The sequence below is a fragment of the Enterococcus sp. AMC1251 genome (assembly GCF_058216535.1).
Genome location: NZ_CM177098.1, coordinates 1,694,532 through 1,716,841, shown reverse-complemented (window position 1 = coordinate 1,716,841; position 22,310 = coordinate 1,694,532). Strand labels below are relative to the sequence as shown.

Below are 22,310 nucleotides of genomic sequence, written 5' to 3'. Positions count from 1 at the left end.
TCTTAAGATATTTTGCATCTATTTCGGCATTTCAGCTAATTCAATTTTAATGCAACGATTCATTATGATAGCATTTCTTCCTGCTTTTTTCAACATATCATAAGCTTCTTGACTTTCTAAACCTAACTGAGCCCAAAATATTTTTGCATCCGTGTCTAAGAAATCTTGCGCAACCTCAGGTAAAAACTCGCTTCGACGGAATATATCAACGATGTCAATTTGACCTGGTACATCCTGTAATTTCTCGTAGACCTTTTTACCAAGAATTTCTTGTCCAGCTAAAATTGGATTTACAGGAATGATTTCATAGCCATATTCTTGCAGTAGTTTAGCTATTTTATAGCTTGTTCGGTCTTCTTTGTCGCTGAGTCCAACAACCGCAATTCGTTTTGCTTGTTTTAAATAATCGACTATCTCTTCTTGTGAGGGGTTTTCTACTGACATTTTAATCATCCTTCCTTAAATCTCTTAATTCCATTATACAACGAATAGTTAATTATTGTTAGCTGTTTCTATTCATGATAAAATAAATGCTAGTTTGAACGGAAAGAGGTTACTTAATGAAATTTTTTGTACTATTGATTATAGCGTATCTGCTTGGTTCTATCCCTTCGGGTGTTTGGGTTGGGAATTTATTTTTTAAAAAAGATCTTCGTCAATTTGGCAGCGGCAATACAGGAACGACAAATACATTTAGAGTTTTAGGGAAGAAAGCTGGAATTGCCGTGTTGTTCATGGATATTCTAAAAGGGACATTAGCAACAAGTTTACCTCTTTTATTTTCTTTAAATGTGAATCCTTTAGTTTTTGGTGTTGCAGCGGTTCTGGGACATACATTCCCTGTTTTTGCAAATTTCAAAGGAGGAAAAGCTGTTGCAACAAGCGCAGGGATGATTTTGGCTTATAATCCAGCATTTTTTGTTTACTCTGCTTTAATTTTTATTATTATGTTATATATTACCAGCATGGTAAGTTTGACTAGCATGATTAGTGCAGTGCTAATCACGCTTTCTACGATTATTTTGCCGTTTGCCATTCCAGGTATTCTGCCGCAATTTGATTGGTTACTGACAATGATTGCAGTGGCTTTGACGATTTTTATTTTTATCCGTCATAAGGATAATATAAAACGAATCAAAGAAGGAACCGAAAGCCGAGTATCATTCGGGCTAGGAGCTAAAAAAGGAAGTTAAGTAAAGAGTTAAAAAAACTAGGACATGAAGTTTGTGATACTTCGTGCCCTAGTTTTTTATTTAGCCGTAAGTGTGTAGTGTGTTTTAAAAACATCTGATGCAGCTAATTTGTTGATACCTATTTTGTTAACGAGGTTCCCTGAGGCATTTATTTCGTCAGCAATCCCGCACCATGGTTCGATACAAACGAATGGTGCCTCTTGCGGATACGGAGACCAAATCCCTACATAAGGCATGTCAGAGTAGCTTAAGCTAATACTGTGAGATCCCTCATCCGTTTCAATGGTAAAGGTGTTTACTCCTTTAGTTTCAAAAATAATTGCATCATTTTTGAATAGCTCTCTTCGGATATCAAGACTAGTATTCGTTTGACCTAATGTTTTATGTTCAAAATCAGCGAAAGGACCTACCAATGGAATCTGAGTACGAGATTTTTTGGGTGAAAAGCTTAAATAGTAATCATTAAACATCAATCCTTGCTCTAACGGAACATTAAATGCAGGATGACCACCAATTGAAAAATACATATCACCATTGCCAGTATTTTCAATTTGGTAATTAACCACTAAGTTATCTTCTTCTAATGCGTATGAAAGAATCAATTCAAAATCAAAAGGGTATATTTTTTTCGATTCTTTACTGCTTTTTAATGATAGTGATACTAGCTCAGAACCCTGTTCAATTATCTCAAAAAGACTATCTCTTGCAAACCCATGCTGATTCATGGGATATACTTGATTTTCATATGTGTATTGATCGTCTTTTAAACGTCCAACAACTGGAAATAAAACTGGTGCATGACGCCCCCAAAAAGCTGGATCTCCTTGCCAGATGTATTCAATGTCATTTTTTTTTGATTTCAAACTGACTAATTCAGCACCATCTTCTGCAATCGTTGCAATCAGAAACTCATTTTCAATTTTTACAGTCATATTCACTGCCTCCTAGTTGTTGTCTTTTTCCAATTCTTTAATAAATTGTTTATTTAAGACTTTCAGATACGTTCCCTTCATTCCTAAGGATCTTGATTCAATGATACCAGCAGATTCTAGTTTTCTTAATGCATTTACGATCACTGAACGCGTAATCCCAATTTCATCGGCAATACTTGAAGCCGTCAATCTGCCTTCTTCACCATCTAATGCTTTAAAAATCGCTTGAACCGCTTTTAATTCGCTGTAAGATAAAGTGTTGAGCGCCATTTGCACTGCTGTTGCACTACGAACATTAGCTTCGATATTTCTTGATTGTTGATAAAGAATTTGCATACCAACAACTGTAGCGCTATATTCAGCCAAAACCAAATCTTCATCGTCAAATGATTGTTTGACTCTCGCTAAAATAATCGTTCCTAAACGTTCGCCAGCACCAAACATTGGCACGATTGTTGTTAAGCCAAAAGGATATTTTTCACGTAGCTCTACAGGAAACGCCGTTAAATCACTTGTGATTGAAATGTTCGCTTCCGTTTTGATCAAGTTGTCAGCAGCATCTGTATAGCTTTGCGGGAATCGCTTTTCTTCAAACATATGCTTTACACGTGCATTATTAACGTCTAGTTTTTCGTTATAACCTAACAAAATCCCTTCATTACTGATAATATATGCATTACTTTCTAAAACATCACCTAAAATCACCGCCATTTTGTCGTATGGTAATTCAGCTTTTTGATCAAAGGTATTTTTTTGTTGTAAAAGCTTATTAATTTGGCGAGTTTTCTCTAATAAAGTTGTCATTTTTACTCCTCCTAGTTTAAAAGTTGAAAGAGCTCGTTCAGCCTTGAAAGGAAAATAGGAAAAAATAACTGAAATGCTTTTGGTCTCATTTATTTTTTATCTTTTCCCCGAAAGGCTAGCTCTTGAAGCTAGATAATTTCAATGCTGAGTAATCTCGTGCAGCTTTGAAAGAAAGAACTGAAAGAACTCCTTCAGCTTTAACTCCAGATAATCCTAAAGAATATAACGGCTTAAATCTTCATTTTGAACAATGCTATTCAGTTTTTCATTCACATACGCTTCTGTAATGGTAATCTCACCCATTTGCATTTCTGGTGCTTCAAATAATAAATCTTCCAACAAACGTTCTAAAATCGTATGCAAGCGACGAGCTCCGATATTATCCGTGTCACGATTAACATTAAATGCAATATTTGCGATTCGTTCGATTGCTTCTTTTGTAAAGATTACAGTAACATTTTCAGTCCCGATTAAAGCAATATATTGTTTGATCAATGCATTATTTGGCTCAGTCAAAATTCGCACAAAGTCCTCAGCTGTTAAATCATCTAACTCGACACGAATTGGGAAACGACCTTGCAATTCAGGAATCAAATCACTTGGTTTAGACAAATGGAACGCACCGGATGCGATAAACAAAATATGATCTGTTTGGATCGATCCGTATTTTGTATTGACTTGTGAGCCTTCAACGATAGGTAAAATATCACGTTGTACACCTTCACGGGAAACTTCACCTGCGTTTTGCTGGCTTTTTGATGTGATTTTATCAAATTCATCAATGAAAATGATTCCGCTACTCTCAGCTAAACGAATTGCTTCACTATGGATATCCGCATCTTTAACAATTTTAGCAGATTCTTCTTTTACTAATAGTTCTTGAGCTTCTTTGACGGTGACGGTCCGTTCAATTTTTTTCTTAGGTGATAAAGCTCCTAAGGTTTCGTTTAGGTCAATCCCCATTTGCTCCATCCCATTATTCATGGCAGGCATTGTCTTTTTAGGTTCTTCTATTTCAATCGTTACTTCACGATTGTTTAGTACGCCTTTCTCCAATTGCTCAAGAATTGTTTTGCGATTTACTTTGATTTCCTCAGTTACTTCTTCTTGAGATTCTTGAGGTTGTTGCGTACTATTAAACATTTGCATCATTTGTTCGAATTGATTATTGGATGTTTGTTTTTGCTCTTTTTTGATCCCTGGTACAAGAACTTTTACTAAACGGTTGTTCGCTTTTTTTAGAGCTTGAGAGTAAACTCTACTGTATTGTTGTTTTTCTACAATTTGTATTGCTTGTTCAACTAAATCTCGAACCATTGATTCTACATCACGACCAACATAACCAACTTCTGTGAATTTAGTCGCTTCTACTTTGATAAAAGGTGCATTGACGATTTTTGCAAGGCGTCTGGCAATTTCTGTTTTTCCGACTCCTGTTGGTCCGATCATAAGCATATTTTTAGGTGTTACATCTTGCTGCATTTTCTCTTCAAGTTGCAAACGTCGGTATCTATTTCTTAATGCCACGGCAACTGATTTCTTGGCCGTTTCCTGCCCAATAATATAGTCATCTAATTCTTTGACGATTTCTTTTGGAGTTTTATTTAATTCATTCATGGTCGTTGTCCTCCATTTATAATTCTTCTACAATAATATTATGATTTGTAAAAACACAGATATCAGCTGCTATAGTCAATGCATTTTTAGCGATCTCCTTAGCAGACATATCTTTGTCTCCATAGTGTTTCATCGCACGGGCTGCAGATAATGCAAAGTTACCTCCTGAACCGATTGCTAAAATACCATCGTCTGGTGTAATCACTTCGCCTGTTCCTGAGACAAGCAACATTTCTTTATCGTTCATCACAATCAACATTGCTTCTAATTTTTGCATAGATTGCTGCGTACGCCATTCTTGTGCCAATTCAACTGCAGCACGAGTTAAGTTGCCATTGTATTCGTTTAATTTGCCTTCGAATTTTTCTTCTAGTGTAAATGCATCTGCTACACTTCCAGCAAAACCGACAACAACTTCGTCATTATAGATTCTACGGACTTTTTTAGCAGTTCCTTTCATAACAACAGATTCACCCATTGTTACTTGACCGTCACCAGCCATCGCAAACTTTCCGTCCTTTTCAACAGCGCAAATCGTTGTTGAATGAAATTGTGATTCCACCATTATAGTTCCTCCTATTTTTAAAAGATGAACGAGCTCGTTTAGACTTGACTGGAAAATAGTAAAAAATGACGGAGATGCTTTTTGTCTTATTCATATTTTATCTTTTTCCTGATAGGCTAGCTCGTGAATCTAGATATGTTTAAAAGCTCTCGTTATGCACGAGGATGAAATGTTCGATAATTTTTTTGTAAGCTTTCTTTTGTTACATGAGCATAAATCTGAGTTGTGGACAAATCAGAATGACCCAATAGTTCTTGTACAGTTCGCATGTCAGCACCGTTGTTCAATAGATGGGTCGCAAATGTATGGCGCAACATATGAGGGTGAATATCGCTATTTAACGTACTTTTTTTGATAAGCTGATTTAAAACGTATTCTATTCCTGTCGGCGTAATTTGCTCACCGTGATGATTAACAAAAACAAAGGCATGTTCTTGTTGATATTTCTCCATCAACACAGCTCGTCCATTTTCCAGATACTCCTTTAGTGCGTCTTGGGCAAAAGACCCAAACGGCACATACCGATCTTTGTTTCCTTTTCCGTGAATCAATAACACATTTGCAGAAAAATCGATTGCCTGCAAGGTTAAGTTCGTGCATTCACTTACTCGAATACCAGTCCCATAAAGAATTTCTAATAATGCTTGATTCCTTAACTCTAAAGGTTTTGATCCTTTGGCACTTTCGAATAAAATATCCATTTCTTTTTCATAGAAAAAACGAGGAAGCCGTAATTGTTTTTTCTTCATGTGTACATATGAGAAAGGATTTTCTTTGATGACTTCATTTTTAAGTAAGAATTGATAAAAAGAGCGCAAACTGGCAATTTTTCGACTAATAGAATTCCGACTATACTCTTTATCATAGAGAAAACTTAGATACGTACGAATATCTAAGTGATCGACGCTTAAATAATCAGCTTCTCCCGAATTTTTTAAAAAATCGAAAAAATTGAATATATCTTCTTCATAAGCAATTTTAGTTTTTCCAGAATAGCCACGTTCGACGATTAAATAATTTGAAAATAGCTCCGGCCAGTTTTTCTCTTGCATTTATCTTCCTCCAGTAATTCACAAAATAACTTTAGCATAACCATTTTAAAAAAACAAATGAATTGTCAGAATTTAATTAATATTTTCAAATTCGGTAACAATTTATTCATATTTGACTATAAATACTCATAAATTAACAGCATAATTTCATTTATCAAAATCAATTAAAAGACCAAAACAAACCACTAGATTTGTTTTGGTCTTTTGATTATTTAGTTTGTTCAACAAGATTTAACTCTTGTGTTACTTTTGCTAATGTGATCAATGCTCTATCTGCAATTGCTTCATAGCGTTCCTTTTTATCCCGAATTCTTTCTGGCAATTCAGGGAATAAACCAAAGTTTGCATTCATTGGTTGGAAGTGTTTACCTTCTGCATGTGTAATATAATAGGCCATACTTCCTAAAGTAGTTTCTCTTGGGAAAATGACCGGTTCTTCACCTTTAGCCAAACGTGCTGCGTTCATACCAGCTAATAAACCGCTAGCTGCACTCTCTACATAGCCTTCGACACCTGTCATTTGACCAGCGAAGAATAAGTTCTCTCTTTTTTGAGATTGATAGGTTGGTTTTAGTAGTTCTGGTGAATTCATAAAACTATTACGATGCATAACGCCATAACGGACAAATTCAGCATTTTCTAAACCAGGAATCATTTGGAAAACTCGCTTTTGTTCTCCCCATTTTAGATGGGTTTGAAAACCTACAAGGTTATACAATGAAGCAGCTGCATTGTCTTGACGTAATTGGATAACTGCATAAGGACGTTTTCCAGTCGTAGGATCTTCTAATCCAACTGGTTTTAAAGGACCAAATAACATCGTTTTTATCCCACGTTTTGCCATTACTTCAATTGGCATACATCCTTCAAAAAACTTCTCTTTTTCAAACGTCTTTAAAGGTACAACTTCAGCCGAAATTAACGCTTCATAAAACGCTTTGAATTCTTCTTCTGTCATAGGACAATTTAAGTACGCTGCTTCGCCTTTGTTATAGCGGGATTTTAAATAAACTTTATCCATATCGATCGTCGCTTTATCAACGATTGGTGCTGCTGCATCGTAGAAGTAAAAACCGTCGGAGCCGTTAAACGCCTTGATTTGTTCTGCTAATGTTTCTGACGTTAATGGTCCTGTTGCAACAATCACGATGCCATCTGGAATTACCGTGATCTCTTCATTTTTTACTGTAACCAACGGATGATTTTTTATTTTATCAGTGATCTCTTGTGAGAAAGTATCACGATCAACGGCTAAAGCTCCACCGGCAGGCACAGCCGTTTTATCTGCGCTGTTAATAATGATTGAATCCAAACGTCGCATTTCTTCTTTTAACACGCCTACAGCGTTCGTTAAGTTGTTTCCTCTTAATGAATTGGAACAAACCAATTCAGCAAAATTTTCAGTTTGATGTGCTGGAGTGTTTTTTACTGGACGCATCTCGTAAAGGGTTACCGCAACACCTGCTTGAGCAACTTGCCAAGCGGCTTCACTTCCGGCTAAACCTGCGCCGATTACTGTTACAGAAGTAGTCATCTATTTCCTCTTTTCTTCAAAAAACCAACGAACTTTTCCGCTGGTTTTTAACTTTCTTATTTCGTGGAGATTGTTTATTTTTGAACGTTCTCTTCGTAATCGCCATTGATACAAACGACTTGCTTCCCGCCTTTGACTTTTTTCTCAACAAGATATTGACCACATTTTGGACATGGACGTCCAATTGGTTTATCCCAAGAAGTAAAGTCACAATCTGGGTAGCGGCTGCACCCATAGAATAATCGGTTCTTTTTAGATTTGCGTTCAATAACTTGACCTTCATTACACACTGGACAAGTAACGCCGATTTCTTTGACGATCGCTTTAGTATTACGACATTCTGGGAAGTTGCTACAAGCATAAAACTTCCCATAGCGTCCTAGCTTAATAACCATTGGATGACCACAAAGATCACAGTCGAAGCCAGCAGGCTCATCTTTTATTTGAATTTTTTCGATTTTTTCTTCTGCATTTGTCAGTTCTTTTTCAAAGGGTTGATAGAAACGGTCAACAACCTCAATCCATTTTTCTTTACCAACTCCGATTTTATCTAGATCACCTTCCATTGAAGCTGTAAAATGAACATCAACAATTTGAGGGAAGAATTCAACGATCAATGAATTGACGATTTCACCCAATTCGGTTGGTTCGAAACGCTTATTTGTTAGTTTAACATAATAACGCCTCTGGATTGTTTCTAAAGTTGGTGCATAGGTTGATGGACGGCCTACGCCATTTTCTTCTAAAGCACGAATCAATGTTGCTTCGCTAAATCTTGCTGGTGGTTGTGTGAAATGCTGTTTTGGTTCAATATCAAGCGCATTTACTTTATCTCCTTCAGCTAGATCAGGCAAAATATTTTCTTTATCTTCTTTGCCGTCATCACGACCTTCAACATACACTTGCATGAACCCTTTGAATTTTACTTTAGCTCCATTGGCAATAAAAATCACACCATTTTGCTCTAATGTTACTTTCATAGTATCCAAAACAGCAGGCGTCATTTGACTAGCAACTAAACGTGACCAAATCAATGTGTAGAGTTTCAACTGATCTTTATCTAAATATTGTTTAATTTCATGTGGAGCGCGCATTACACTGGAAGGGCGGATGGCTTCATGGGCATCTTGAGCACCTTGAGCATTTTTGACTTTACGTCCACCATGAGCCGAAAACTCACGACCATATGTTTTTTCAATATATTCTGCTACTTCTACTTTTGCAGATTCAGCTATTCTAGTAGAATCTGTACGCATATAAGTGATCAACCCAACGGTACCTTGCTTACCTAGAGCGATTCCTTCATACAGCTGTTGTGCGACCATCATAGTTTTTCGAGTTCTAAAATTCAATTTTCTAGCAGCTTCTTGTTGTAGACTACTCGTTGTAAAAGGCAACGCAGGATTTCTCCTACGCTCTTTTTTCTCAACTTTTGTTACATCGTATTCGTTACCTTTGATACGAGTCGTGACTTCTTTGACAGATTCAGCATTTGGTAATTTTTTCTTTTTACCATCCAAACCCCAGAAATTTGCCTTAAACTTCTTCTTAGCCTTTTGGAAATTGCCATCAATACTCCAATATTCTTCAGGAATAAATTTGCGAATATCATTCTCTCGATCAATGATAATCTTAAGTGCTACTGACTGAACTCGTCCAGCACTCAATCCTTTTTTGACTTTGCGCCATAGGATCGGGCTCAGTGAATAACCAACTAGTCGATCTAAAATACGACGTGCTTGCTGGGCATCTACCAAGTCTAAGTTGATCGTACGAGGTTCTTTAAATGCAGCCTTGACTGCTTCTTTTGTGATTTCATTAAATACAACTCGATTTTTATCTTTTAAATCCAAGCCAAGAAGAAAAGACAGATGCCAAGCAATGGCCTCACCTTCTCGATCCGGATCGGCTGCGAGATAAACTTTTTCGGCTTTTTTTGCTGCTGCTTTCAAACTTTTGATAACGTCGCCTTTTCCTCGAATCGAGATATAATGTGGTTCATAATTATTTTCAGTATCAACACCCATTTTACTTTTGGGTAAATCTCGAATATGTCCAACACTGGCAACAACCTTATAGTTTTTTCCTAAATATTTTTCAATCGTTTTGGCTTTAGCTGGTGATTCTACAATAACTAGATATTTATACGCCATTCAACGTGTGGCTCCTTTCGGTTTTTGTGTTTCTTCTATTATATATATCAAAATGTAGAGAACTCACAAATCGTACTTCATCATATCTATTCATTACAGGTTTGTCAAGGATTGATGTAGCTAAATCGAAAAAAATTGAATTTCTTCTAAAATGTCTTGAGGACAGATTGTGCATTTTGCCCCCTCTTGAATGAGACCGTGACAACCATCAGATTGAGAGTTGAATAGGTTTCCTGGTACTGCAAAAACTTCACGACCATACTCTAAGGCAGCTTGTGCTGTAATCAAAGATCCACTCTTTTTTCTTGCTTCAATCACACAAGTTCCTAAACTAATTCCGGCAATAATCCGGTTTCTCAGAGGAAAATGATATTTTCTGGGCTCTGTGCCGTTAGGATATTCACTGATAACAAGCTGCTCGTCCATCATTTTACGCTGAATATGAGCAGTTTCTTTAGGGTAACATATATCAAGTCCAGTTCCAATGACACCAATCGTGTTCCCACCATGTTGCATAGCGACTTGATGGCTAACACTATCAATTCCTTTAGCTAATCCACTAACAATAGTTAAATTATTATTAATCATTTCAGGAATCAGCTGACGCACAACATTAATCCCATAAACAGAAGCAGCTCTGGCTCCAATAAAAGACAGACAGTTTTTTTCTAAAAGCTTAATATTTCCTTTATAAAATAACAGTACAGGACAATTATAAATTTGTTTTAAGTAATAAGGATAAATCGGATCTAAAATTGTAATAAATGTGTGTAGTTCTTGATATTTTTTTAGTTGTTCTGAATCATTTGTCCAGTGATCCCATGATTCAGAAAATAATTTTTGATACGTCGTGATTCCAGCGATTTGAATAATTTCTTCTTTAGAGAGGTCTGTGCTGTTGTTGTATTTCATTGAAAAATCTAATACTTTCAGGATACCTAAATTGCCAATTCCGTTACATACTGCTAATTTAAAGAGTAGATTTCGTTGTTTCTCTTCCATGAAAAAACCTTCTTTCACAAATACTTGTTGTAGTAAGTATTCGCAAAAGAAGGCATTTTTCATTTTTTTAGCACATATTTTTAATTGGGGCAAAGGTTTTTCTGTGAATTGTACAGATTCCCTGTTGTTCTAATCCTAGTAAATGTTCTTTTGTGCCATAACCGGCATTATTTTCAAATCCATAACCTGGATACATTTTAGCATAATCTTCCATCAGACGGTCACGAATAACTTTCGCAACAATACTGGCTGCAGCAATCGATATCGAACGAGCATCGCCCTTAATGATACTTTCTTGAGGGATTTTAACATCCAACTTCATGGCATCAATCAATAAATAATCTGGAATAAAACAAAGATCTTCTAAAGCTATTCCCATGGCCACTTTTGACGCTTGATAAATATTGATTTCATCGATTTTGTTATGATCTACCATACCAATCCCAATTGAAATAGCCTGATTTTGAATTTCATCATACAATTCATCTCTTTTTTTCGCAGTTAACTTTTTAGAGTCATTTACGCCAAGTAGTTGAAAATTCTCAGGAAGAATAACAGCTGCAGCAACAACGGGTCCAGCCAACGGTCCTCGCCCTACTTCATCGATTCCTACAATAAAGCGATAACCCTTAGCTCTTGCATCATTTTCAAATTGCTGCATTTCTTTAAATAACGCTAATTCTTTTTCTTGCCGTTGAATTCTTCTATTCCATTGTGTCAAAGCTTGCTGAACACCGCTACGTTCGTCTGTTTGCCACCGATGGATTCTTTTATCATTCCTATTATCAATAGTAGCTAATGCTGCTTTAATTTGTTGAATTGACTCAGTTTTCATCTTTTGTAGCTCCTAATTCTTCCCAACGATCTAAAGTGTACGGTCCCAATTTACTGCTGCGGATTTCTTGAATGATCATTTCACTTGCTCGATCATAATCATCACGAAACCCACGCTTTTGACTAATTAACATCAAAAGTTCAGCTCCTGGTAAAAAAGTTTCCTCTTGTGTTAACTTGTAGCGTTCAACCAAACGCTCTGGATAAAAACGTGAAAAAAATGTTAGGCCATATATTGCTAAATCATCTAAATGAAGCAGTTGATCCTTAATTGCTCCAGTTAGAGCTAACTTTTTACCGATTTCTTGATCATCAAATTTAGGCCACAAGATTCCTGGCGTATCCAATAGCTCTAAATCAGTTCCTGAACGAAGCCATTGTTGTCCTTTGGTTACACCAGGTTTGTTTCCAGTTTGTGCGATTTTTTTTCCAACTAAACGGTTCATTAATGTTGACTTTCCAACGTTTGGAATCCCAATACACATCGCACGAATCGCACGTGATTTTACACCTTTTGAACGTTCACGGTCAAGCTTTTCTTTTAGTGCTTTTTTCGCTTCTGGAACAATTTTATTAACGCCTTTATTTTGTTGTGCATTAATAATTAATGTGTGATAGCCTTTTGTCTGAAAATACTGTTGCCACTTCTGATTTTGCTCTTTATCAGCTAAATCACCTTTATTAAGTAAAATCAATCGAGGCTTTTGTTGAACTATTTGATCCATCATTGGATTACGTGATGACAAGGGTAATCTTGCATCGATCAATTCAAAAACGATATCGACATATTTAATTTTTTCAGATACTTCTCTTCTGGCCTTAGCCATATGTCCTGGAAACCATTGTATTGTCATGTTATCACCTATCTTGGTATAAATTTCATATGCGTTATTGGGTAGTAAACAAACTGGGCTTTTCCTATAATATACTTGCTTTCTACTGCTCCAAAAGAGCGGCTGTCTTTCGACATTCGTCGATTGTCACCCAACATAAAGTAACTATTTTGGGGTAAAACTTCTTCCGTAGTAAGATCACTTAAATTAAAATTAGTGGTGTAAGGAACTTTCTCGTGATCTTTTTTTATATTTTTTTCTAAGAACGGTTCTTCGATTGGTTTTTCATTTATATAAAGCTGGTCCTCGTCATACCGAATAGCTTCTCCTGGAAGCCCAATCACTCGTTTAATATAAATTGCACCTGTTGGTAATTGAAAGACAACTACGTCAAAACGCTTGATTGATGAGAACTTCTCCATCACAATCATATCTCCTTGACTAAGTGTTTTTTCCATTGAATTCCCATCAACTGGAACTGGAATCAAAATAAAACCTCTTAGTATAAATAACAGTGCTAGAGAAGGAACGAGTAATTTCATGAAAGAAATAAAATAGCCAATATAAGATTTTTGCTTTTCCACTCTTCTCTCTCCCTTTTTATTGCTGATTCTATTATAAAGGAAATACATTAAAAAAAGCGACTAATTTAAAGGAAAAATTGGATCCTATTTTAGCAAAAGCAGAAATTGGTGTGAAAAGACATCATTTCAAACTAAGTCATTTTTCACACCAGCTTCGTTTATTCTTTTTTATTTTCGTTGTTAAGCTCTTCTATACCTACGTCATAAGCTTGGTCGTTATCTTTGATTTTCTTCCCAATTTCTACTTCGATCTGAGTTGCCGTTTCATTGTCTATTTCTCCTGTAACGGGAAGATTGTTCTCTGTTTGTAACGCATTAACAGCAGCTTTCGTTTGTTCAGTAAAGTCACTACTATCAGCGTTGACGTCGTAGCCAAGAGCTTTCAATAAAGCATTGACATTTTTGACAACAGGTGAAGAATCGCCCATTTTTAACGTTTTATCTCTAGAAATCGGAGATAAATAAGCATAGTCGGGATAGTCAGCTTTAATACTTGGTTCTAATCCTTTTTCGTGGATCCATTTACCTTTTGGTGTCAGCCATTTCAGGACGGTTAATTTTATTTCGCTCTTATCGTTCAAATCTTTCACTGTTTGAACTGTTCCTTTACCAAAGGTTTTAGTTCCGATAATTTTTTTATTACCAGATTCTTTTAGCGCAGCAGCAAAAATTTCAGACGCACTGGCACTGCCTTCATCTACTAACACAACAGTTGGTTCTGTTACTTTAAATCCGCCATCTAAATTACTAGAAGCGACATCTTCGCTTGTATTGCCGTTTTTGTCCTCAAATTTGACGATTGTTTTTCCATCTTCAAGAAACATACTAGCCATTTGTTCGACTTGATCAAGTAACCCGCCAGGATTTTGACGTAAATCTATCACAAAAGATTTAGCGCCATCTTTTCGTAATTTTTTGATTGTTTCTTGCAATTCTTTATAGGTGTTTTCTCCAAAAGAAGTGATCTTGATCGAACCGATTGAAGGGTCTTTTTTGTCTAATTCACCTTTCACCGTCTCGAGCGGAATCGTATCTCTTATAAGTTTGAGTTCAAAGGTTTCTTCACCTCGTTTGATCGTCAAGCGTACCTCTGTTCCTTTTTTTCCACGAATTTTACTGACAACTTGAGAAAGTGTCTTTCCTTTTGTTTCTTCATCATCAACTTTTAAAATCGTATCATTGGCTTTCATACCAGCCTTAGCTGCTGGAGAGTCTTCAATTGGGGCTTGAGCTACAGTCGGAAGATCATCCGCCATTGTCATTGTTGCACCGATCCCTTCAAAACTTCCCGCGAGGCTTTGATCTAACTCGTCGGCTTCAGGCTTATCTAGGTAACTTGAATAAGGATCATCTAAGGCTTCTGTCATGCCTTTTAGTGCTCCGTCAACTAATTTTTTCTCATCAACTTTGCCTACGTAATTATTGACAATTTCGTTATATAGATTATCGACCTTTTTTAGATCACTATTTTTGGATGGACTATTAGCTATTTGTTTCCTGTATTGATAGTCAAAATAAATATAACAGCTGCCTCCTACTAAAAAAGCAACGCAAACAATTGAAATAATGTATTGATGAAATGGTACTTGTCTTTTATTATTCATTATGGTCATCTCTTTCTGTAAAATTATCATTGCATGTTTTCCAGTTTACCATGAAAAAAAAAGAAGGAAAAGCATTCTTTTCCTTTCTTCCTCTTTTATTTATTATTTTCTACGTATTTTTCCCATAAGTCATCAAAAATGTGCATACTAGATAAGTAATCAACATTTAGTTCTAAATAGGTCGACAATTCGTGATAATCTTCTGATTGTTTAGGAAACTGGATATCTTTGGCTGCATCGTTTGCAAATTGGCTTTCTTCTGTTTTCTTAGGCGCTCTTAATGTCATTAAATAGTGATAAAAACTTCTTCTCATATATTCACCAAATCTCTTCTATAAAATTTGCTCGGGTTACATGTGCATCTTTATAGCGCTCAGGATCTTTTTGATAAAAATTTTGGTGATAGTCTTCTGCAGGATAAAAAACGGCTGCAGGTTCGATCGTGGTAACAATAGGCTCTGTAAAACGACCACTTTCTTGTAACTCTTGCCGACTTTTTTTAGCAATTTTTTTCTGTTCTTCACTTGTATAAAAGATTACTGGGCGATAATTATCACCACGATCTTCAAATTGTCCCAAAGCATCTGTAGGATCTGTCTGTTGCCAGTAAATCTCTACTAATTTCTCATAAGGCATTATTACTGGATCAAATTCGATTTCAACGGCTTCAGTATGACCTGTCGTGTGACTTAACACCTGCTCATAAGTGGGATCAATAACATGTCCGCCTGTGTAGCCAGAAGTTATTGAAAATATGCCTGGTTGTTTATCAAATGGTTGTATCATACACCAAAAACAGCCGCCGGCAAAAATAGCTTTTTCGCTCAATTCGTCTCCTCCTTTTTGTTGGTAGTAGTGTCGTTACTGTCTTTCGGTAAGTAAATATTCATTCGGATGTCATCGTCAACTAAGTTAATTTTTTCCGCACGTATAAACAAACCATTTTGCATTCTAAATTGATCTAATCGTAGTAAAACAGTACTATCATCTGGATTTACTTCTACCCAACTAGGTAACTTATAATCTCTTTGGGCAAACTTTAAGATTTCTTTTATTGGTAAGCCTAATGTTCCAATGGATAAACTTTTTGCTTTTAATTGTACATTCCCGTTGTCCATTACATATGGATCAAAATAGAGGTAAAACTGAATTGGATGTCCCAAAACATTAAAAGTACCATTTAGCATAGCTTCGTTTTCTAAATAAAATTCATAGGTGATGTCTGATCCTTTTTGGAAATCACTAAGATAAAAGTCGATTAGTGTATTTATTTGTTTTTTCTTTGATTGAATTGCTACAACAGGTGTTCCTTCTTTTTCTACTAATTCAGGAACAGGTTTATAGTTCGGTTCACGAACTTGGGTGATTCTTACAAAGACAAAGATCATGCTTCCAATAAGCAACGCAACTAAAGTAATGAACGCGATCTTCCAATGATTGATTGTTTTCTTCAGCTTAGGCGTTTTTTTTCTTTGAGTATTCGCTTTTTTCACTTCTTTTTTTTCTTCAGGTTCATTAATCATTTGTATCATTCACTTCCTTTTTTAGCCATTTATCTTGCGTTTTTTTCATTTCATCTCGTACCGTACTTGCCATGATTTGATAACCTAAATTATTAGGATGAAAATGATCTTCTTCGTACAACGCATTGTTTTTGATGTCTTGTTCACTACTAGATGCACTACTTGAAGCGACATCTTCGCTACTAACAATTCCTACCTCATCACCTTTTCCTTTATAAAGCAAGTCATTAATCGGAACAAAATACGCATTTTTTTCTGCTGTGACAATTTCTTCTGTACCATTATTCCAGCTATCCACTATCTCTTGCATTTCAGTGATATCAGGAAAATAAAGATAAAACGGATTGTATATTCCTAATACGTAGATTGGTGCATCAGCATTATATTTTCGTATCTCGGCAAATAATTTTTCTACTTCTTTTTGATAATTTTTCAGTGGCTTTTCAAACGAATTTTTAGTTAGTCGGAATACATCTCCTTTAATTACTTTCATTAAATCGTTCCCGCCCACAGTCAAAGTAATAATATCTGCTGAAGCTAAGCCATCTTGAATCGTTTTGTTCTTTTTGACTCGTTTGAGAATTTGATCACTACGATCGCCATTTTTACCAAAATTGTCTGTTTGAACACCATTCAAATGATATTCCTCCTGTAAGTCCTTAGCAACTAGCGGGACGAATCCACCTGAATTGGTTAAATCACCAATTCCTTCTGTTAATGAATCACCGATTGCAACGTAGTGAATCACTTCTTTTGTTTCACTTTTAGCAGTTTGCACTGTCCCAGTACCTAAAATTGGTTTTGCTTTAGGTACCGTCACTAGTAAAATTAAAAAGCTAGCGATCATCGTGATGAAAAAAAGTGCAAAGCTCGGCCAATTTTTCTTGAAAAATAATTTCATTCTTATCACTTCCTTTGCTTATAAATCACGAAAAATACAATGATTCAATAATATACAGTATATGGTGGCTGAAAAATACTTTTTGTCCCCTTTGTTACTAATCATGAAAAACTCAATCATTCGCGCATAAAAAGTAGCTAGTTTTTTTAATTAATGTAAATTATCTCTATTTTAAGTTCATTTGTACAGTCAAATTTTTATGAAAAAAAAGCAGATCAGTTTGATCTGCTCAAAACTCAGTCTGTATAGTACATTATAGCAAATGCACCTTCACCTGTATGAGTTGCGATAACAGGATTTGTATGCAATACAGGAATTTCCATATCAGGGAAAAGTGCTTGTAGACCCTCTTTAAATCCGTTCGCTAACTCTAATCCCTCTGCATGAGAAATACCAATTTGACGCACATTAGATAACGTACCCAATTCTTTTTTTAGTTCTTCAAACCATTTATTGAATGTCTTCATCCCTCGGCCTTTAGCAACGGGTATCAGTTCTGTATGATCGAAATCCATGACTACTTTCATATTAAAAATACTAGACAAAAGCCCGGTTGCCCGGCTAATTCGACCGCCTTTAACTAAATTATCTAATGTAGATATTCCAATGAACAACTTCGTATTTTCTTTGACGTGATTGATTTCAGCTAAAATTTCAGGAACGCTTGCACCTTTTTTAGCAAGTTTAGCGGCTTGAATCACTTGAAATGATAAGCCTTGATCGGTGAAATCACTATCGATTACTGTAACATTGGCAGTACTTAGATTTCCAGCTTGTCTAGCCGCTTCTACTGTACCACTCAATCCTTTTGTCATGTGAATCGAAATAACTTCGCTTCCGTCTGCACCCAAGCGATCATATAACTCCACAAATTCGCCGATTGGCGGCTGACTTGTCTTAGGCAACGCTTTTGCTGTACGCATTAATTCCATGAAATGTTCGCCTTCTAAGTGATCGTCATCAGCGTATACTACACCGTCGATCATTACAGATAAAGGCATCATTTGAATAGCTAAATCATCGCGTACACTTTTCAGCATTGTGCAAGAAGAATCCGTCACAATTTTAACATTTGTCATAATTTTATCACTCTTTCTTTAAAAACAACCTCAATTCGTGGTAAAATACTTTTGAGGCTTAAATGTCTGATTATATTATAACAGACATATAATTTTTTTTCACCAAATTAAAATGAAGGAAGTTGATTTCTTGGAAAAAACAAAATTCTCCAGAAAATATATAATTTTAAATGAAGTTCTCAATGCCGTGACTCACGGGATTGGGGTTGGATTAAGCATTGCAGGGTTAGTAATTTTATTAGTTAAAGGTGCACGTCTTGGTTCAGCGGCTCATGTTGTTTCCTATGCTATTTATGGTTCAACCCTCGTTCTTTTATTTTTAGCTTCAACCTTATTTCATAGTTTGATTTTTACTAGAGCGAAGAAAGTTTTCCAGGTTTTTGATCATAGTTCTATTTTCTTATTGATTGCTGGAAGCTACACACCCTATTGTTTACTGAGCATTAAGGGCTGGCTCGGCTGGTTATTGTTCGTCCTTATCTGGGTGATGGCAATTAGCGGTGTCGTGTACAAATCCTTGACACTACATAAACAAGAAACAGTAAAAAATGTTTCTACTGTCATCTACATTATTATGGGGTGGCTGTGTATCACTGCGGCGAAACCTCTGTATGATTCTTTAGGAACGGCAGGTATCTCTTTACTAATTGCAGGAGGCGTTTCCTACACATTAGGAGCTGCATTTTATAGCTTAAAAAGCGTCCGCTTTATGCATGTAGTTTGGCATTTATTTGTTATGCTAGGAGCTGGCTTCATGTTCTTTTCAATTTTACTTTATACGTAACAAGATATGAACTCCCTTTATTTTAAAGAGATTAAAGTACTTCTTTTTTGTTTTATAAGAAAAGAAGTACTTTTTTTGTATTTATCTCTTTACAAACCGAACAAACATTCGTATAATAATTATACAAACGTTTGTTCGATAAAAATTATGAGGTGATTAAGAATGAAAGCAGTTCGTCGTGGCGGATTATTATTTTTTGTATTGATTATTGGTATTTTTTTAGGAACATTAGGCTTACAAGCCGCTTTACTTATTGTTAGTCCTCTATTTATTATATGGTTCATGCTATGGGATGAGAAAAGATATACCCATACTAGAAAAAAGAATGACTATCAACATTATATCTATCGTAAATATCCATAGATCAAAGTCAAAATGATTTTTTCTTAGAGTTAAATAAAAATGATCTTCACTCCAGGGATAACTGGAGAAAAGATCATTTTTTAGTATTCCATCAATGTAACGATTTCATAACCATTAATTTTATCACGACCATGTAAATCCATTAATTCGATCAAAAATGCACAGCCAACAACAATTCCTCCCAATGACTCAATCAATTCAATAGTAGCCTTGATCGTACCACCAGTGGCCAATAAATCATCGCAAATCAATACTCGTTGCCCAGGAATGATTGCATCTTTATGAAGTGTTAATGTATCAGTACCATATTCTAATTCGTAAGTTACTTCAATCGTTTCACGAGGCAATTTTCCTTTTTTGCGAACAGGAGCAAAACCGACACCTAACTCATAGGCAACAGGACATCCTACGATAAAACCACGTGCTTCTGGTCCTACAACCATGTCAATTCTTTTTTCTTTGGCATAATCAACGATTTGTTTTGTTGCTTCACGATATGCCTCACCATTTGCCATCAATGGTGAGATATCTCTAAAAATAACGCCTTTTTCTGGATAATCTGGAATACTAGCAATATAATCTTTTAAATCCATGTTTATACTTCCTCCTCATTCCACAGCCATTGTTGTAATGTTTCACAATCGCTGTATAACAAAAACTCTTCTGTTTTGATTCTTTTTAAGCGAGTTTGATAGACCGTACTTTCCGTCAACGGATGATTTTCTGGATTCTCAACTTTTCTTAAAACACCGTTCTCTATTGTAACAAATCCTAGGTCAAAAAACACCTGAATCATAAAAATTAATAACTTTTCTTGTATTTTTAAATGTTGAGCAACAGCATTCAGTTTATAACGAACATCTACTTGTTCTTGTTGTCTTACAAATTTGTACAGTTGCGCATATTGTTCTCTTGTTCCTGTTCCATTTAAATATGCTTCTTCTTGAGAAATAGCCATCATATAAACTCGCTCTATTTTTCCAGCTTGCGTAATTTGTTTTAATAAATCGATATCGTCCGGACAGTCAACAAAGACTAGTTGTTGACTAGTTGTTGTTTTGATAAACTCTACTGCTTCTGCCACAGTAGTAAACAATAGCTGGTGACTCCTTTGGTCATTGATTAATTTTTTGCTATCTTCATTAAAATAAATATATAACGTATTTGCAGCAGGTATTTCTTTTTGACGAGCATTTTTTCCTCTTAGATCGAACAATTGAACGCCATCTACTGAAAAATCATTAACCATCAACTGCGGTTTTTTATTGCCATTCCACTCATTGATTGACAATTGTCCTGTAATATTCGGTTTGCCTTGACTGATTTCATCTGCTTGATTGCCCATTTTAAAAGCAATCGCATCCAATTTAGTGCTAGCTTGACTTAACTGAAATTTAAGATGACTTTTATCTGATCCGATTTGGCGACTTTGTTCAACAGAAACAGCTTCAAATAAAAAATTAGGAACGGGATTATCAGTTCCAAAAGGAGCAAGGATTTTTAATAGCTGAATAAAAGAAATCGTTGCGTCTTCAACTTTTAATGACTCATCGATCAGCAGTTCTTGTCCTTGAGATAAATCAATTTGATTTATTTCTAGATAATGAATTAAATGTTGTTTCATTTTATCGATATTAGCCACAGGCAGGGTCATACCAGCCGCCATATGGTGACCACCAAAATGAGTAAAGTCTTCACGAATTTCACTTAGCGAAGCAAACAAATTCAAAGCAGAAACACTACGGGCAGAACCTTTAGCAGATTCGTTGTTTTCATCAATTGTAAGTACGATTGTCGGTTTTCCTGTATCTTGCATGATTCTCCCAGCAACAATCCCAAGAACACCTTCATGCCAACCTTGTTTTGCAACGATATGAATTGGATCATTCGGATCAATAAGTTCAAACGCTTCTTTAGTGATCGTAGCAACGATTTCTTTACGTTCATCATTTTGACTGTTGATGTATGTTGCAATTCTCTCCGCTTCTTCTTCATCAAAGGTTGTCAGTAATTCCACACCTGGACTCGCATCGCCTAATCTACCTAATGCATTCAAACGCGGCGCGATCATAAAGCCGATATTTTCTTCATTAATTCCCTCTTTTTTGAGTTCAGCTAAGTGAATCAAGATATCTAAGCCGATTCTTTCACCGTTTTGAATCATTTCCAGTCCCATTTTGACAAGTACTCTATTTTCATCTGTTAGCGAAACTAAATCTGCAATAGTACCAATTGCAACTAAATCAAGAAATTCAGAAGGAAATTCACCCAATAAAGCTGTTGCGACTTTGAAAGCAACCCCCACTCCAGCTAACTCGCCAAAAGGATAATGCCCTTGTGGATGTTTCGGATGGATGATCGAAAACGCATTTGGTAATTCTGATGGTAGTTCATGATGATCTGTCACGATAACGTCGATGCCTTGTTCCGTTGCATGGTTGATCGCTTCATGTCCTGCTACACCATTATCTACAGTGATGATTAGTTGAACACCATTTTCGATTTGTTCCTTAAACACAGTTAAATTCGGGCCATAACCGTGAATAAATCGGTTAGGCAAGAAGTACTCTACTTCCCCACCAATCAGTTCAATTGCTTCTTTAATAACGGCAGTACTTGTAATACCATCTGCATCGTAATCTCCGTAAACCAAGATTTTTTCACCTCGGGCTACAGCATCTTGAATTCTTGTTACAGTTTTTTCCATATCATGCATTAAAAAAGGATCATAAAGATTCTCTACTGTAGGGCGTAAAAATGTTTCTAGAGCGTCTTTAGACTGAATGCCTCGATGCCATAAAATCTGACCCAGTAAAGGGTTGATCTGTTCATTTGTTAGTATAGTTGAAAATTCTTCTGGCAATTCTGTTTTTTCCTGTAATTGCCATGTATATTTTGCTTTTTTCACGACGTCACTCCTAACCAAGTAATTATATCAAATACAATGGGAAAA

General features: G+C 35.9%; 23 protein-coding genes. 3 read left to right on the top strand and 20 right to left on the bottom strand.

The window, feature by feature from the left end:
- Positions 1 to 18: 18 nt before the first annotated feature.
- Complete coding sequence (locus AC4BBR_RS08045; protein ID WP_490462015.1) at positions 19 to 444, bottom strand: CoA-binding protein; 426 nt, start codon at positions 442 to 444, stop codon at positions 19 to 21.
- Between the two features lie 116 nt (positions 445 to 560).
- Between AC4BBR_RS08045 and plsY the strand changes: the two genes are divergently transcribed.
- Complete coding sequence (gene plsY / locus AC4BBR_RS08040; protein ID WP_490462014.1) at positions 561 to 1,193, top strand: glycerol-3-phosphate 1-O-acyltransferase PlsY; 633 nt, start codon at positions 561 to 563, stop codon at positions 1,191 to 1,193.
- A 56-nt stretch (positions 1,194 to 1,249) separates the two neighbouring features.
- On the opposite strand, the gene AC4BBR_RS08035 is transcribed toward plsY, so the two are convergent.
- The 17 genes from AC4BBR_RS08035 to AC4BBR_RS07955 form a co-directional block, all read right to left on the bottom strand.
- A complete protein-coding gene (locus AC4BBR_RS08035; protein ID WP_490462013.1) occupies positions 1,250 to 2,125 on the bottom strand; it encodes an aldose 1-epimerase family protein in 876 nt (291 codons plus the stop codon).
- A gap of 12 nt (positions 2,126 to 2,137) precedes the next feature.
- Positions 2,138 to 2,929, bottom strand: coding sequence for a GTP-sensing pleiotropic transcriptional regulator CodY (gene codY / locus AC4BBR_RS08030; protein WP_490462012.1), 792 nt, complete (start codon positions 2,927 to 2,929; stop codon positions 2,138 to 2,140).
- A 213-nt stretch (positions 2,930 to 3,142) separates the two neighbouring features.
- Positions 3,143 to 4,546 (bottom strand): ATP-dependent protease ATPase subunit HslU, encoded by a 1,404-nt coding sequence (gene hslU / locus AC4BBR_RS08025; protein ID WP_490462011.1) that lies wholly within the window; start codon positions 4,544 to 4,546, stop codon positions 3,143 to 3,145.
- 16 nt (positions 4,547 to 4,562) lie between these two features.
- Positions 4,563 to 5,111 (bottom strand): HslVU peptidase proteolytic subunit, encoded by a 549-nt coding sequence (hslV, locus tag AC4BBR_RS08020; RefSeq protein WP_034682741.1) that lies wholly within the window; start codon positions 5,109 to 5,111, stop codon positions 4,563 to 4,565.
- A gap of 152 nt (positions 5,112 to 5,263) precedes the next feature.
- Positions 5,264 to 6,163 (bottom strand): tyrosine recombinase XerC, encoded by a 900-nt coding sequence (gene xerC / locus AC4BBR_RS08015; RefSeq protein ID WP_490462010.1) that lies wholly within the window; start codon positions 6,161 to 6,163, stop codon positions 5,264 to 5,266.
- A gap of 208 nt (positions 6,164 to 6,371) precedes the next feature.
- The gene (trmFO, locus tag AC4BBR_RS08010) at positions 6,372 to 7,697 is read right to left on the bottom strand and encodes an FADH(2)-oxidizing methylenetetrahydrofolate--tRNA-(uracil(54)-C(5))-methyltransferase TrmFO (protein WP_490462009.1); all 1,326 of its coding nucleotides are present in this window, start codon (positions 7,695 to 7,697) and stop codon (positions 6,372 to 6,374) included.
- 74 nt (positions 7,698 to 7,771) lie between these two features.
- Positions 7,772 to 9,850 carry a type I DNA topoisomerase gene (gene topA, locus AC4BBR_RS08005; protein ID WP_490462008.1) on the bottom strand — a complete coding sequence of 693 codons (2,079 nt, stop codon included), beginning with the start codon at positions 9,848 to 9,850 and terminating at the stop codon, positions 7,772 to 7,774.
- Between the two features lie 120 nt (positions 9,851 to 9,970).
- Positions 9,971 to 10,852, bottom strand: coding sequence for a DNA-processing protein DprA (gene dprA, locus AC4BBR_RS08000; protein ID WP_490462007.1), 882 nt, complete (start codon positions 10,850 to 10,852; stop codon positions 9,971 to 9,973).
- Between the two features lie 67 nt (positions 10,853 to 10,919).
- A complete protein-coding gene (gene rnhB, locus AC4BBR_RS07995; protein ID WP_490462006.1) occupies positions 10,920 to 11,687 on the bottom strand; it encodes a ribonuclease HII in 768 nt (255 codons plus the stop codon).
- On the bottom strand, positions 11,677 to 12,540 hold the full coding sequence (ylqF, locus tag AC4BBR_RS07990) for a ribosome biogenesis GTPase YlqF (RefSeq protein WP_490462005.1): 864 nt from the start codon (positions 12,538 to 12,540) through the stop codon (positions 11,677 to 11,679). Before ylqF ends, rnhB begins: the two co-directional genes overlap by 11 nt.
- A gap of 8 nt (positions 12,541 to 12,548) precedes the next feature.
- The gene (gene lepB, locus AC4BBR_RS07985; protein WP_490462004.1) at positions 12,549 to 13,103 is read right to left on the bottom strand and encodes a signal peptidase I; all 555 of its coding nucleotides are present in this window, start codon (positions 13,101 to 13,103) and stop codon (positions 12,549 to 12,551) included.
- A 158-nt stretch (positions 13,104 to 13,261) separates the two neighbouring features.
- Positions 13,262 to 14,707, bottom strand: coding sequence for a S41 family peptidase (locus AC4BBR_RS07980; protein WP_490462003.1), 1,446 nt, complete (start codon positions 14,705 to 14,707; stop codon positions 13,262 to 13,264).
- A gap of 95 nt (positions 14,708 to 14,802) precedes the next feature.
- Complete coding sequence (locus tag AC4BBR_RS07975; protein WP_490462002.1) at positions 14,803 to 15,021, bottom strand: YozE family protein; 219 nt, start codon at positions 15,019 to 15,021, stop codon at positions 14,803 to 14,805.
- A 4-nt stretch (positions 15,022 to 15,025) separates the two neighbouring features.
- Positions 15,026 to 15,535: a peptide-methionine (S)-S-oxide reductase MsrA gene (msrA, locus tag AC4BBR_RS07970; protein WP_490462001.1), complete on the bottom strand. Its 510-nt coding sequence runs from the start codon at positions 15,533 to 15,535 to the stop codon at positions 15,026 to 15,028.
- Positions 15,532 to 16,230, bottom strand: coding sequence for a YpmS family protein (locus tag AC4BBR_RS07965; RefSeq protein ID WP_490462090.1), 699 nt, complete (start codon positions 16,228 to 16,230; stop codon positions 15,532 to 15,534). Before AC4BBR_RS07965 ends, msrA begins: the two co-directional genes overlap by 4 nt.
- Complete coding sequence (locus AC4BBR_RS07960) at positions 16,223 to 17,077, bottom strand: SGNH/GDSL hydrolase family protein (protein ID WP_490462089.1); 855 nt, start codon at positions 17,075 to 17,077, stop codon at positions 16,223 to 16,225. The genes AC4BBR_RS07965 and AC4BBR_RS07960 overlap by 8 nt, the downstream gene beginning before the upstream one ends.
- A 290-nt stretch (positions 17,078 to 17,367) precedes the next feature.
- Positions 17,368 to 18,210, bottom strand: coding sequence for a DegV family protein (locus AC4BBR_RS07955; RefSeq protein ID WP_490462000.1), 843 nt, complete (start codon positions 18,208 to 18,210; stop codon positions 17,368 to 17,370).
- Between the two features lie 130 nt (positions 18,211 to 18,340).
- Between AC4BBR_RS07955 and trhA the strand changes: the two genes are divergently transcribed.
- Together trhA and AC4BBR_RS07945 are read left to right on the top strand one after the other, a co-directional pair.
- Positions 18,341 to 18,994 carry a PAQR family membrane homeostasis protein TrhA gene (gene trhA / locus AC4BBR_RS07950; RefSeq protein WP_490461999.1) on the top strand — a complete coding sequence of 218 codons (654 nt, stop codon included), beginning with the start codon at positions 18,341 to 18,343 and terminating at the stop codon, positions 18,992 to 18,994.
- Positions 18,995 to 19,156: 162 nt separating this feature from the next.
- Positions 19,157 to 19,357, top strand: coding sequence for a hypothetical protein (locus AC4BBR_RS07945; RefSeq protein WP_490461998.1), 201 nt, complete (start codon positions 19,157 to 19,159; stop codon positions 19,355 to 19,357).
- Positions 19,358 to 19,437: 80 nt separating this feature from the next.
- On the opposite strand, the gene AC4BBR_RS07940 is transcribed toward AC4BBR_RS07945, so the two are convergent.
- Together AC4BBR_RS07940 and recJ are read right to left on the bottom strand one after the other, a co-directional pair.
- Complete coding sequence (locus AC4BBR_RS07940; protein ID WP_490461997.1) at positions 19,438 to 19,950, bottom strand: adenine phosphoribosyltransferase; 513 nt, start codon at positions 19,948 to 19,950, stop codon at positions 19,438 to 19,440.
- Positions 19,951 to 19,952: 2 nt separating this feature from the next.
- Positions 19,953 to 22,265, bottom strand: coding sequence for a single-stranded-DNA-specific exonuclease RecJ (gene recJ / locus AC4BBR_RS07935; RefSeq protein ID WP_490461996.1), 2,313 nt, complete (start codon positions 22,263 to 22,265; stop codon positions 19,953 to 19,955).
- Between the last annotated feature and the right edge of the window lie 45 nt (positions 22,266 to 22,310).

Excerpts from the sequence above, each read along its gene's own strand:
- AC4BBR_RS07975 (WP_490462002.1), bottom strand. The coding sequence starts at position 15,021 with ATGAGAAGAAGTTTTTATCACTATTTAATGACATTAAGAGCGCCTAAG.
- rnhB (WP_490462006.1), bottom strand. The coding sequence starts at position 11,687 with ATGAAAACTGAGTCAATTCAACAAATTAAAGCAGCATTAGCTACTATT.
- topA (WP_490462008.1), bottom strand. The coding sequence starts at position 9,850 with ATGGCGTATAAATATCTAGTTATTGTAGAATCACCAGCTAAAGCCAAA.
- AC4BBR_RS07940 (WP_490461997.1), bottom strand. The coding sequence starts at position 19,950 with ATGGATTTAAAAGATTATATTGCTAGTATTCCAGATTATCCAGAAAAA.
- codY (WP_490462012.1), bottom strand. The coding sequence starts at position 2,929 with ATGACAACTTTATTAGAGAAAACTCGCCAAATTAATAAGCTTTTACAA.
- trmFO (WP_490462009.1), bottom strand. The coding sequence starts at position 7,697 with ATGACTACTTCTGTAACAGTAATCGGCGCAGGTTTAGCCGGAAGTGAA.
- AC4BBR_RS07965 (WP_490462090.1), bottom strand. The coding sequence starts at position 16,230 with ATGATTAATGAACCTGAAGAAAAAAAAGAAGTGAAAAAAGCGAATACT.
- AC4BBR_RS07955 (WP_490462000.1), bottom strand. The coding sequence starts at position 18,210 with ATGACAAATGTTAAAATTGTGACGGATTCTTCTTGCACAATGCTGAAA.
- xerC (WP_490462010.1), bottom strand. The coding sequence starts at position 6,163 with ATGCAAGAGAAAAACTGGCCGGAGCTATTTTCAAATTATTTAATCGTC.
- dprA (WP_490462007.1), bottom strand. The coding sequence starts at position 10,852 with ATGGAAGAGAAACAACGAAATCTACTCTTTAAATTAGCAGTATGTAAC.
- plsY (WP_490462014.1), top strand. The coding sequence starts at position 561 with ATGAAATTTTTTGTACTATTGATTATAGCGTATCTGCTTGGTTCTATC.
- AC4BBR_RS08045 (WP_490462015.1), bottom strand. The coding sequence starts at position 444 with ATGTCAGTAGAAAACCCCTCACAAGAAGAGATAGTCGATTATTTAAAA.
- hslU (WP_490462011.1), bottom strand. The coding sequence starts at position 4,546 with ATGAATGAATTAAATAAAACTCCAAAAGAAATCGTCAAAGAATTAGAT.
- AC4BBR_RS07980 (WP_490462003.1), bottom strand. The coding sequence starts at position 14,707 with ATGAATAATAAAAGACAAGTACCATTTCATCAATACATTATTTCAATT.
- ylqF (WP_490462005.1), bottom strand. The coding sequence starts at position 12,540 with ATGACAATACAATGGTTTCCAGGACATATGGCTAAGGCCAGAAGAGAA.
- AC4BBR_RS07960 (WP_490462089.1), bottom strand. The coding sequence starts at position 17,077 with ATGATCGCTAGCTTTTTAATTTTACTAGTGACGGTACCTAAAGCAAAA.
- AC4BBR_RS07945 (WP_490461998.1), top strand. The coding sequence starts at position 19,157 with ATGAAAGCAGTTCGTCGTGGCGGATTATTATTTTTTGTATTGATTATT.
- hslV (WP_034682741.1), bottom strand. The coding sequence starts at position 5,111 with ATGGTGGAATCACAATTTCATTCAACAACGATTTGCGCTGTTGAAAAG.
- AC4BBR_RS08035 (WP_490462013.1), bottom strand. The coding sequence starts at position 2,125 with ATGACTGTAAAAATTGAAAATGAGTTTCTGATTGCAACGATTGCAGAA.